Genomic DNA, 12,142 nt, shown 5'->3' on the forward strand with positions numbered 1-12,142 from the left:
CAAGGTTTAAAAGCGAAGACAGTAGAAATTTTAAAGTTTAATTTAAACTCTGAGTATAAAAAATTGTCCAAGCGATGACTTCAAAAAGCATGGTATGAGCGGGGGAAAAGTGTAAAAAACCTGCATGTGCAGGTTTTTTATATAGTGATGTATAGATTACTTAGAAGTCGTAGGATACAGATAACCAGTAGTTACGGCCTGCTAGATAAGTACCAGACATGCCTGAACTAATTTGCATATAGTCATAATAAGAGGCCGGATTACCATTGGCATCAATATATGAACCATTGCTGCTAAAGTCTTTGTCGAGCAGGTTGTTCACTGAACCATTGAAACGCAATTGATCATTTACACGATAACTTGCACCTAAATTAAATAAGTTATAACCCTTTAATTTATTGTTAGTTGCATTATAAATAATAGCGGCATCACCTGCGGTTTGCTCTGTATTGTAGCGCTTACGGTCTGATTTATATTCATGTTGTAACCATACATCAAATGCATCATTGATGTGCCAGGTTGAGGTCATATTAAATGCATTTTTAGGGACATTACTTAGATAAGAACCTTTGTTCTTACCTTTGGTAATTTCTGATTCCATATAGGTGTATGCAGCTTTAATGTCCCATTCAGGAATAATGCTGTATTTCAGACTGAGTTCAACACCTTTGGTTTCAGCTTCATCTGCATTGATTTTTTGTGCAAATGTATCCTGAGTAATATGTGATCCATAGCTCACACAACCGGGTTGATTTGGATTTTTTTCAGAGAAACAGTTCAGTAATTCAGGCCCTTCAGTAATCAGGTTCTTAATCTTATTAAAGAATGCTGTGGTGGTGAGGTCTAAATTACCGTTGTTATAGTTGAAGCCAAGTTCATAGTTGGTTGATTCTTCTGGTTTTAAGTTAGGAGAGCCAATGTTAAATGAGGTTCCTTGCCCACTAATACTTACAATACCATTGTGAAGGTCTTTTGCAGAAGGTGCTTTATAACCTGTGCTTACTCCACCTTTAATTGTAAGTTCGTCATTTGCATTCCAAACGAGGTAAGCGCGCGGGCTAAATTGACCACCGAAACCTGAGTGATCCTCATAACGACCACCGAGCGTAAAGCCAAGGTTATCTAAGATGCGCCATTCATCTTCTGCATAGACAGAGAACGAGTCTTTTTTGAATGTTGCACCAAGACCAGCAATATCATCTGCAATTTTTGCTTCTTTATATTCAGCGCCAACGGTGAGTTTATGATCTGCAATTGGCATAACTACATGTGAGTCGGCAACAAAATCCGTATTTTTTAAGGTACGGTCCTGACCTGCTGCTGCATTCCCAGGGAAAGTATTTCTTGGAATGGTACGGCCAATTGTTTCTGTTTTAGTCTGGCTGACATAAGAGTTCCATTGACCAAAACTATAGTCACCATGGTGACCTGCAGCAATCTGATCTCGTTTGAATTCCAGCTCGTCTTTATAGCCATTGGCTCGTTCTGGTGTATCCAATGTACCTAAACGGTTATCATCATTTTTATAAGTTTGACTTGAGTGAAAACCATCTACCCAGAAGCTATTTTGATCATCCAATTTAAAGGATAATTTTCCACCGACATCATAAATATCTGCTTCACTTGGACGTGGGTCACGGCCTGAAGTGCCTGGAACCCGTTCTGACTTTTGGCGATCTAAATATGAACCACGTAACTGGAAGCCTAGTTTGTCCTGAATAATTGGACCATTCACCACGACGCTGGTTTTCCATGAGTCGGCTTCGCCGCCATGTTCCATCACATTGCCACTGACGGTGACATTACCATTCCATTCATTGCTAATTTTCTTGGTAATAATGTTAATGACACCACCCATCGCCTCGGAACCATAGCGCGTTGCCATTGGTCCACGAATGACTTCAATCCGTTCAATTGAAGCGAGTGGAGGTAAAAAGCCATTTGCCGATTCGCCAAAACCATTTGGTGTCACATCAGAAGAAGTAGTTTGACGGCGACCATCAATCAGAATCAGGCTGTATTCATTGCCTAGGCCACGCATTTTAATATTTAAACCTGAGGTCTTTCCAATACCATCGCGGATATCAATGCCTGGCACGTCCGAAAGTAGATCTGCAATACTGGTTGCATTTTTCTTTTCAATATCTTCTTTAGTCACTACGCTAATAGAAGCTGGTGCATTTTTAATATCTTGTTCGAAGCCAGAAGCTGATACCACAATGGTTGCGAGCTGGTGTGTATTGGTATTTTCAGGTGTTGTTGTATCAGCAAAAGCCGAAGTGGTCATTGCCCCAAGTAATGCAAAAGAAAGCGGGGATAAATTAAATTTACTCATAACTAGAGTTCCAAAGCTGGACGAGAAAAAATAGAAAAGTGCTCAAAATCAGTGCGAATTATAGTGATAATATTTATCATTAACAACAAAAAGTAACATTTAATTTAAGATTCATTTAAGAAAACTATGATTTCGAACAAAATGAAAAATATATTTGCTTTTTTAGCTTCCGATTTTGTATATCCAGAAAGTTGTCATATAATGTGGCACTTTAAAAATGTTACTACTAACTATATATCGAGGAAGCCATGCAAGTAACGACTGAAGCGGTTTCGGGCGTTGCCCGTCGTTTAAATGTTTCTGTACCGACGAGCCGTGTTAACGAGCAGTTTGAAGCTCGCTTAAAACGCACTGCCAAAACTGTGAAGATCAACGGCTTCCGTCCAGGTAAAGTGCCTTTAAATGTTGTCCGCCGTGAATATGGTGCGGGCATTTATCAAGAAGTTGTGAATGACGTCATTCGTGACAGCGTATTCGAAGCAATTCAACAAGAAAAAATCAATGCAGTGGGTATGCCAAACATTGAGAAAGTTGAAAACAAAGATGATGCTTTAGTTTTTGAAGCAACTGTTGAAGTTTATCCAGAAGTAGAAGTAAAAACTTTTGCTGACTTGGAAGTTGAACGTAAATCATCAGAAATCAACGATAAAGACGTTGACGTGATGATCGAAAACTTGCAAAAACAACGTCAAACTTGGGCTGTAACCAAAGGTATGGCGAAGAAAGACATGCAAGTGACTTTCGACTTCGAAGGTACTGTTGATGGTGAGAAGTTTGAAGGCGGCGCTGCTGAAGACTTTAAACTTGTACTTGGTTCAGGTCGTATGATCCCAGGTTTTGAAGACGGTATCGTTGGTATGAAAGCTGGCGAAGAAAAAGTTATCGATGTAACTTTCCCAGAAGACTACCAAGCTGAAAACTTGGCGGGTAAAGCGGCTCAATTCAAAATCACTGTGAAGCAAGTTGAAAAACCAAAACTTCCAGAAATTGATGCTGAATTCTTGAAAATCTTTGGTTTAACTGAAGAAGAAGGCTTAGACAAGTTAAAAGCTGACGTTCGTAAGAATATGGAACGTGAAGTTCGCAACGGTCTTCGTAACCAAGTTAAACAAGCTGCATTTGATGCGCTTGTTGCTGCGAATGAAATCGAAGTTCCAGCATCTATGGTTGCTCAAGAAATTGACCGTCAACGTCAACAAATGATCCAGCAATTCACGCAACAGTTTGGTGCTCAAGGTGCAGGCGCATTTGACAGCAGCATGCTTCCAGATGAATTGTTCAAAGAGCAAGCTGAAAAATCAGTGAAGCTTGGCGTATTGGTAAGCAAGGTATTGGCTGATGCTAAACTTGAAGTTGACCAATCACGTGTTGATGCTTACATCGATGACATGGCTTCTTCTTATGAAGATCCAACTGAAGTGGTTGAATACTTCAAAAATGACAAACAACAACGCGCTCAAATCGAAGCTGTTGTTTTAGAAGATCAAGTGGTTGATCACATCTTAGCTGCTGCTAAAGTAAAAGATGTTGCGATTAGCTACGAAGACTTATTGAAAGAACAACAAGCTCGTCGTGGCTAATCCTTCAAAAGTTGTTTAAAGAAAAAAGGCGCTTAATGCGCCTTTTTTCTTTAGCATTGAGCTGTATGTATAAGGTAGAACGTTAAAAAAATGAATTGAGCAGTTATGGCTCTCATCTCGTTCTATTCTCTCGTATGCGAAATGCTGGGGAGCAGGGCTTGTAGAATTCGAAAATTTCTATCCTCGAAAGTATTGCTGCAAGTGCTTAAAAGCCTATGTTATGAAAGTGTTAATTTCTCGAAAAATTACCAGATTTTAGTCTAAATAATCGAATATTTCAGATTGAACCTTTTGCAATTTCATCGATTATCCCTCATATTGTTGGCATAGATCGGGTCACAATAATTTAGGAATAAGTAAACATATGTATGTTCCAACAATTGAAAATGCTTTAGTTCCTGTTGTCGTTGAACAATCCTCTCGTGGTGAGCGTTCATTCGATATTTTTTCACGTCTATTACGTGAGCGTGTTATTTTCTTAACGGGTGAAGTTGAAGATAACATGGCGAACTTAATCGTTGCGCAGATGTTATTTCTTGAAGCAGAAAATCCAGAAAAAGACATCCACCTTTATATCAATTCACCAGGTGGCTCAGTCACTGCGGGTATGGCGATTTATGACACCATGCAGTTTATTAAACCTGATGTTGTCACTTACTGCATGGGCCAAGCTGCATCAATGGGTGCATTCTTGTTAAATGCGGGTGCCAAAGGGAAACGTTACTGTCTGGAAAATGCACGTGTCATGATTCACCAGCCACTGGGCGGTTTCCGTGGTCAGGCCTCAGATATTGAAATTCACGCGCGTGAAATTCTATTCATTAAAGAACGTTTAAACCGCTTGATGGCCGAACATAGCGGCCAGGATTATGAAACGGTTGCGCGTGACACAGATCGTGACAATTTCATGACTGCACAAGCAGCCAAAGAATATGGTTTAGTAGATGAAGTGCTAAGCAAACGTCCCTGATTTAGGACCTAAGTTTAAGATTTAAGTTGTGGAGTAAATATGTCCGAACATCCTCAAGGACAAAAACATTGTTCATTTTGTGGTAAGACGCAATCTGAAGTTGGAAAATTGATTGCTGGTGAGGACGCATATATTTGTAATGAGTGTGTGGATGTCTGCTTGGACCTGGTGCAAACCAGTCAACAAGTTGAAGCAGGTGATTGGGCAACCAAGCCATTGCCAAAACCACACGAAATACGTGCTGCCTTGGATCAATATGTAATCGGGCAAGATGTTGCCAAGAAGACCTTATCTGTTGCGGTTTATAACCACTATAAGCGTTTGAAAGTGGGCCAGTCGAACCATGGGCATCAGGATATTGAAATTGCGAAAAGTAATATTCTGCTGATCGGCCCGACCGGTTCAGGTAAAACCTTACTGGCGCAAACGCTGGCACGTTTACTTGATGTACCGTTTGCGATGGCAGATGCAACCACCTTAACCGAAGCCGGTTATGTGGGTGAAGATGTTGAAAACATTGTGCAGAAGTTATTGCAAAAAGCAGATTACGATGTAGAGAAAGCGCAGAAAGGCATTATCTATATTGATGAGATTGATAAGATTACCCGTAAATCTGAAAATCCTTCAATTACCCGTGATGTGTCTGGCGAAGGCGTACAACAAGCATTATTAAAAATGATTGAAGGTACGGTTGCTTCTATTCCGCCACAAGGTGGTCGTAAGCATCCACAGCAAGAATTCATCCAGATTGATACTGCCAATATCCTGTTTATTTGTGGTGGTGCATTCTCTGGGCTGGAAAAAATCGTACAGCAACGTCAAGAGAAGGGCGGAATCGGTTTTACCGCGGATGTGAAGAATAAAGATGACAGTAAAAAAGTCTCTGAATTGTTCCGTCAGGTTGAAGCAACGGATCTGGTTAAATTCGGTTTGATTCCTGAATTTATTGGTCGTTTGCCCGTGATTGCCACTTTAGAAGAGCTGGATGAAGAAGCATTGATGCAGATTCTGACAGAGCCTAAAAATGCATTGACGCGTCAATACCAGTACCTGTTCACGATGGAAGATGTCGATCTGGTCTTTGATGAGTCTGCATTACGTGCTGTTGCGAAGAAAGCGCTAGATCGTAACACCGGTGCACGTGGTCTGCGTTCAATTCTGGAAAATGTCTTGCTTGAAACTATGTATGACTTACCAAGTCGTACTGATGTCGGTACCGTGATTGTGGATGAAGCGGTTATTAATGGTACGGCGAAGCCAACCTTTAAGCCGGAACGTCTACCACAGACAGGTACACCCGAACTGATTGAAAAGAAGGATTTGAAGGTGGTCGATTCTAAATCGGCTTAATCTCGTCCATCCGAAAAAGCATGAAAGGCTTGGCTTTTCATGCTTTTTTTATTTGCAATTAGGCAACGAGGTGTTAATCTTAAAATTGAAAAAAATCCGCATAGTTTTGCGTTGTTAAAAATAAATTCAAGAAAACGCCTTGAGGGATGTCATGCGTTATTTAATAGTGTCATTATGTTGTGCAGGGGTGCTCGCTGGCTGTCAAAGCCATAAAGCTGTTGAAGAAAAACCAACCGCACTGACGGCAACATTACCCCCTGTGGATACAGAAAAAGAACCAGGTTTATTTGATCAATATCATGTCGGCGGCTTTAGTGTGGGCGGTTGGGTCAATCAAAAATTAGGGCAATATTTCGCGCCGGTTAAACCACAAAATGAACAAGCGGCGGTGGTCTATTTATATCGTCCAGATACGCGCTGGAACCGTCAGGAAATTGCAGCAGCCAATTTATTTATTAACGGACACCGTATCCCAAGTCTATTGCATAATCACTATTACTGGCTGGAATTACCCGCAGGGACCTATCGTCTGAGCGTGAGTCGGCCATTGGCTGGACTGCATTTCCAAAAGCCGAAATATCTGGACTTTACTGTCGATGCTGCTCAGACTTATTTCATCAAGTATGACGAAGAAAATAAAATTTCCCGTAGTGAACATACGGGACCATTTATGATCATGCCCGATAAAGTGGCACATGAGGAAATCGCCTTTACCCGACTAAAATCATCCAGCTATAACTTTGTTGCGCAGGATGCATCAGGCAAGGTGCGTTCTAAGCCACAAGAGTTAAAACCGGCCAAGTATGATGCAAAGTCGGAAGTGCATCTGGTCAAACCGTTTAAGCTGTGGAACCCGTTGACCTGGTAATCATGACAATGACAACAGCCGTTTATTCTTCCTGAATTAACGGTTTAATAATCGTCAGGAACTGCTCTTTAAGCTGTGAACTTTGCTGGGGATCGCTCAAGGTCTTTTGACTGATGTTATTCATGTATTGAAAAACATGAGTGGTGATTTGTAGGGTTTTCTGGTTAATCGACTGGCCTTCCGGTGTTTTTAAAAATTTTAAATAGGCTTGGACTTCTTCTTCACTAAGTGCTTCGGCGTAGATTTTTTCAATCGCCTGAATGGTTTCAGGCCGGGCAAACATTTTTGCGCTGGTTTCTTTCAGTAGTTGACTCAGTTCCAGCACCGCAAGATGCTCTTGCGTGGTGGTAAGTTCATCTTTGCCTAGCACCCGTAACAGGATATTTTCAGCTTCAAGATCCAGTGTGGGTTGCATTTCATCCAGTGAGGTATTTAGGACATGTTCAAGGTCACTGAGTTTGATCAGCTCTTTGATCGATTTGCTTTGTGCAGGAGATGCAAAGCTATGCTGGATATTGCCAAGTAAACTCAGACCAAGCAGCATGCTGAGTAAATATTTATTCATTTGCATTTCCTTATTCTTCTCATCTTTATAATCTAGCAGAAGCTTTAGGCAAAAAAATAGCCGAATACGATGATTCGGCTATGATTATTGTATGAGTATTATTTATGACGCAGCGGCATCAACCACTGGAATCTTGCCAATTTTAGCTTGCCAGATTTTTGGTGCAGTGGCATGGATTGAAGTACCATTCACATCAACCGCAACAGAGACAGGCATATCTTCAACCACGAATTTGTAGATTGCTTCCATACCTAAATCAGCAAAGGCAACCACTTCAGCTTCACGGACTGCTTTAGACACGAGATACGCAGCACCACCAACAGCCATCAAATAAGTTGCCTGGTTGTCTTTGATCGCTTCAATTGCAGCAGGACCACGATCCGCTTTACCGATCATACCGAACAAGCCAGTTGCTTCTAGCACTTGACGGGTAAACTTGTCCATACGGGTTGCTGTTGTTGGGCCTGCAGGACCAACCACTTCATCACCAACTGGATCGACTGGACCCACGTAGTAAATGAATTTACCTTTTAGATCGACTGGAAGCTCTTCGCCATTGTTGAGCATGTCGACCATGCGCTTATGAGCAGCATCACGACCGGTATAAATCGTACCGTTCAACAATAATGTATCACCTGGCTTCCAGGCATTCATTTCTTCTTGCGTAATGGTATCAAGGTTGACACGTTTCGATTGAGACGAATCCCAAGTCACAGCAGGATAGTCTTCAAGTTTTGGTGCCTGAATATGTGCAACACCTGTACCATCTAACTGGAAGTGCGCGTGACGAGTTGCAGCACAGTTCGGAATCATACCGACTGGTTTACCTGCTGCGTGGCATGGGTAATCCTTGATTTTAATATCAAGCACTGTGGTTAAACCACCAAGACCTTGTGCACCAATACCTAATGCATTCACTTTCTCGAAGATCTCGATACGGAGTTCTTCCATCTTGTTTTGTGGACCACGACGAAGTAATTCGTCCATATTGATTTCTTCCATGAGTGCTTCTTTCGCAAGCATCATGGCTTTTTCGGCAGTACCACCGATACCAATACCGAGCATACCTGGCGGACACCAGCCTGCACCCATGGTTGGAACAGTCTTAAGTACCCAGTCCACGATTGAATCAGACGGATTCAACATCGCGAGTTTAGATTTGTTTTCTGAACCGCCACCTTTTGCAGCCACGGTAATATCGACTTTATTCCCCGGTACGAGTTTGTAGTGGATGACGGCAGGGGTATTGTCTTTGGTATTCTTACGACCAAAAGCTGGATCTGCTAAAACTGAAGCACGTAGTACGTTTGAGTTCTCTAGGTAACCTTGGCGTACGCCTTCGTTGACTGCATCATCCAGACTCATGGTTAAATCAAATTTAACGTCTAAGCCAACTTCAAGGAAAACGTTAACAATCCCTGTATCCTGACAGATTGGTCGGTGACCTTCAGCGCACATACGTGAGTTGATGAGGATCTGTGCAATAGCATCTTTTGCAGCTTTGTTTTCTTCACGATCATAGGCACGGCTCATCGCTTGGATGAAGTCTTGCGGGTGATAGTAAGAAATAAACTGTAGGGCATCCTTGATTGATGTAATCAAGTCATCTTGTTTGATGATCGTTGTCATATCAAATTTCTCTTGAGCGGGCGATTAGCTGGCGGGCTAAATTATATGACAAAAAGGAATGATTGTGGGAGTTTTAGCTTAGATTTGGCGAAAGGTCTAACAATGAAAAGCAGAACGTAAGAATATATCAGGAGAAATTTCTGTTTTAGTTTTTTCTGATTTGCGAGGGTGAATAACCAAACTGCTTTTTAAAACGATTGCTAAAATGGCTACTGGAGCTAAAGCCATATTGGGTGGAAATTTCAGTCAAATTTAGATTGCTGCTGTGTAATGCCTGATGTGCCAGTTCAAGACGACGTTGCATCACATACTGATGTGGTGGCATCTGCATTGACTGTTTGAACATGTGGGCAAAATGATACTCGCTGAGTTGTGCTTGCTGAGCCAGATCCGATAAGGTCAGACTTAAATGGAGATGTTGATCAATCCATTCCAGTAACTGTTTAAGCACATAAGGCGAGAGACCACCTTTGACTTCAGGCGCTTGCCATTGGGCATGACTGTAATTTTTGATCAGATGATTCAGTAATAGCGTGGTTGCGGTACTCATCTGCAAATGGTTTTCACGTTCTTGCCAGGCACCATTCAGTAAAAAGTGCCGATAGAGCATGGAAATTTGCGGGTCCGCTACAAAAATCTGCGGATTAAGGGTGATCTGGCTGGGTTCGCGATCCCAGACTTGTTCAGCCACGCGTTGTAAATGCTGTTCGGTATAGTACAAATGTACAAATGTCAGTGGATCACGTAGATCCCAGGTCGATTCAAAATCCTGTGGCATCAGGCACATCCGATCAGGTCCACCCCCATTGTGCCAGCCTTGCGCCGTCTTTTGATAGCTTTCATAACCCCCTTGAACATACATGCTTAAGGTATGGTGATTACTACAGACACTGACACGATCCTGATTGTTTTGCCACATGGCCAACTGCATACCCGAACCCAGTTCTACCGAGTCGAGCAATTGCGCTTTATATTGCTGTAATTGATCTAGAATCTGATATTTCATCTTCTATACGCAGTGCCAAATATGATCCAGTTAAGTGTAGAACGTTCAGCCAGTTTTGTCATCTGGTCAAAAAAATCCGAGAAAAACGCAAATCCATGATAAGCACCGCAAGATTGTGCAAGAATCCGGGCCATCAAATCTCGCAAAATAATCGTCTTGGTGATTAAGTTGGGTTTAAAAGAGATGAATGCGCTGTTATATGCTTTGGTGGTGGTGATCTGGGGAACCACATGGATTGCCATTACCTTGCAACAACAAAGTGGAATTTCAGCCAATGTTGCGGTGTTCTGGCGTTTCTTTATCTCAGCACTGGTGTTGTTTGGTTTTATTGCGCTCAGCCGGAAATTGCAAAAGCTGGCAGCTAAAGATCACTTATTCTGTATGTTACAGGCCTGCTGTATTTTCGGCTTTAACTTTGTCTGTTTCTACTATGCGGTGCAATATATCAGCAGTGGTTTAGAAGCGGTCATTTTCTCGATGGCGGTGATTTTCAATACCCTTAATGCCCGATTATTTTTCTCTCAGCAGGTTTCTTCACGCTTTTATCCTGCCGCCTTACTTGGTGTGCTGGGGATTATTGCCTTGTTTTGGCATGACGTGGTAGGCACCACTTTAAATCGCAATACCTTGATCGGTATCGGGCTATGTATCCTAGGCACCTATGGTTTCTCTTTGGGCAATATGATCAGTACCCGGCATCAGAAACACGGGCTGGATATTTTTACTACCAATGCCTATGCCATGTTGTATGGTTCATTATTGATGGCTTTGATCTCATGGTTTAAACAGGACAATTTTTTCCCAAGCATGTCCTTTAGTGCGGTCAGTGCGTTGCTGTATTTAGCAATCTTTGGCTCGGTAATCGGCTTTACTGCCTATTTCTTTCTGGTAGGGCGTATTGGAGCAGGCAAGGCGGCATATAGTACTTTGCTGTTTCCTTTGGTGGCTTTGGTCATCTCGACGGTATGGGAAGGTTATCACTGGCAAATGAATGCTGTCATCGGGGTAATTTTAATTCTATGCGGTAATGCGATTTTCTTTGTGAAGGGGCCGCAGTTCAAAAGAATTGGGGGTTCAAAACAAGCCTGAGTATGAAATTTGATTTATTAGTTGGTAGATGAAGCTGATATATTGAATAAAAAATATGGAATAGGCTTTATGAATAATCAATCAGTCACACAAATAATGATTGATTTGTTAGAAGAGCATGGTGTTTCGGTTCAAACGTTTGATGACTGGATTGTACCTTATGGGCAACTCCCAGCGATGCGTGCCAATTGGTTGGAACATGAGACACATGGTCGTCTAGATGTTGAGGTGATGTTAGAGGATAAGCGAATCATCACTGAAAGTTTTGCTGGCATAGGGGTGGGAAACACAGGGGTACTGAATGCGGTGCAGAATTTTTCTGTTAATTCATTACATGTTTTTCTTGCCGCTTTCTGGAAGCAGAATGACCACACTGAAGTCACTGTAGAGCAATGGCAAATAGCAGGAAAAAAATATACAGCTTATATTGGTAATATTGGACAGCGTAGCGATCTTAATAATTCACCAGCACCACCTAGCGAATTCTTTTCTTCAATTGAACAGGCCATTCTAAAACACAAACCAGCTCATGATTTTGCGTGGTATAGAGTATTCTTTTGTGATTTTAAGGGTGAGCAAACGTTTGAAGCACTAGCTGAAAACCAAGACTGGGCAGATGGCTTAGAAGCTTTAAAACAGTTAAGTTGGGAACCAAGTTCTGGGTATTATAGTGTTCGTAATTTTATTATATTAAAACGCAAGAAAGATCGTGGTTGGGAACGGATTAGAAATTACTTTAAAAACTGATGT

The 12,142-nt window shown here is 41.7% G+C and carries 10 protein-coding genes; 6 read left to right on the forward strand and 4 right to left on the reverse strand.

Going from position 1 to position 12,142, the window contains the following annotated elements:
• Positions 1-160 precede the first annotated feature (160 nt).
• Positions 161-2,335: a TonB-dependent receptor domain-containing protein gene (locus IEV39_RS11945; RefSeq protein WP_005283123.1), complete on the reverse strand. Its 2,175-nt coding sequence runs from the start codon at positions 2,333-2,335 to the stop codon at positions 161-163.
• A 248-nt stretch (positions 2,336-2,583) separates the two neighbouring features.
• On the opposite strand from IEV39_RS11945, the gene tig reads away from it, so the two are divergent.
• The 4 genes from tig (at position 2,584) to IEV39_RS11965 (ending at position 7,103) form a co-directional block, all read left to right on the forward strand.
• Positions 2,584-3,915, forward strand: coding sequence for a trigger factor (gene tig, locus IEV39_RS11950; RefSeq protein ID WP_005227325.1), 1,332 nt, complete (start codon positions 2,584-2,586; stop codon positions 3,913-3,915).
• A 364-nt stretch (positions 3,916-4,279) separates the two neighbouring features.
• Positions 4,280-4,885 carry an ATP-dependent Clp endopeptidase proteolytic subunit ClpP gene (gene clpP / locus IEV39_RS11955; protein ID WP_004775790.1) on the forward strand — a complete coding sequence of 202 codons (606 nt, stop codon included), beginning with the start codon at positions 4,280-4,282 and terminating at the stop codon, positions 4,883-4,885.
• 39 nt (positions 4,886-4,924) lie between these two features.
• The gene (gene clpX / locus IEV39_RS11960) at positions 4,925-6,235 is read left to right on the forward strand and encodes an ATP-dependent Clp protease ATP-binding subunit ClpX (protein WP_005227324.1); all 1,311 of its coding nucleotides are present in this window, start codon (positions 4,925-4,927) and stop codon (positions 6,233-6,235) included.
• 151 nt (positions 6,236-6,386) lie between these two features.
• A complete protein-coding gene (locus tag IEV39_RS11965; RefSeq protein WP_005283126.1) occupies positions 6,387-7,103 on the forward strand; it encodes a DUF2846 domain-containing protein in 717 nt (238 codons plus the stop codon).
• 22 nt (positions 7,104-7,125) lie between these two features.
• On the opposite strand, the gene IEV39_RS11970 is transcribed toward IEV39_RS11965, so the two are convergent.
• The 3 genes from IEV39_RS11970 to IEV39_RS11980 form a co-directional block, all read right to left on the reverse strand.
• Complete coding sequence (locus IEV39_RS11970; RefSeq protein WP_005283129.1) at positions 7,126-7,668, reverse strand: DUF2059 domain-containing protein; 543 nt, start codon at positions 7,666-7,668, stop codon at positions 7,126-7,128.
• 102 nt (positions 7,669-7,770) lie between these two features.
• The gene (locus tag IEV39_RS11975) at positions 7,771-9,297 is read right to left on the reverse strand and encodes a fumarate hydratase (protein ID WP_005283132.1); all 1,527 of its coding nucleotides are present in this window, start codon (positions 9,295-9,297) and stop codon (positions 7,771-7,773) included.
• A gap of 145 nt (positions 9,298-9,442) precedes the next feature.
• Positions 9,443-10,303 carry a helix-turn-helix transcriptional regulator gene (locus IEV39_RS11980; protein ID WP_005283134.1) on the reverse strand — a complete coding sequence of 287 codons (861 nt, stop codon included), beginning with the start codon at positions 10,301-10,303 and terminating at the stop codon, positions 9,443-9,445.
• 183 nt (positions 10,304-10,486) lie between these two features.
• On the opposite strand from IEV39_RS11980, the gene IEV39_RS11985 reads away from it, so the two are divergent.
• Both IEV39_RS11985 and IEV39_RS11990 read left to right on the forward strand, forming a co-directional pair.
• Complete coding sequence (locus IEV39_RS11985; protein ID WP_005283136.1) at positions 10,487-11,392, forward strand: DMT family transporter; 906 nt, start codon at positions 10,487-10,489, stop codon at positions 11,390-11,392.
• Positions 11,393-11,461: 69 nt separating this feature from the next.
• A complete protein-coding gene (locus tag IEV39_RS11990; protein ID WP_005283139.1) occupies positions 11,462-12,139 on the forward strand; it encodes a DUF6348 family protein in 678 nt (225 codons plus the stop codon).
• Positions 12,140-12,142 lie beyond the last annotated feature (3 nt).

It is taken from the genome of Acinetobacter courvalinii, from assembly GCF_014635545.1.
Lineage (GTDB): Bacteria > Pseudomonadota > Gammaproteobacteria > Pseudomonadales > Moraxellaceae > Acinetobacter > Acinetobacter courvalinii.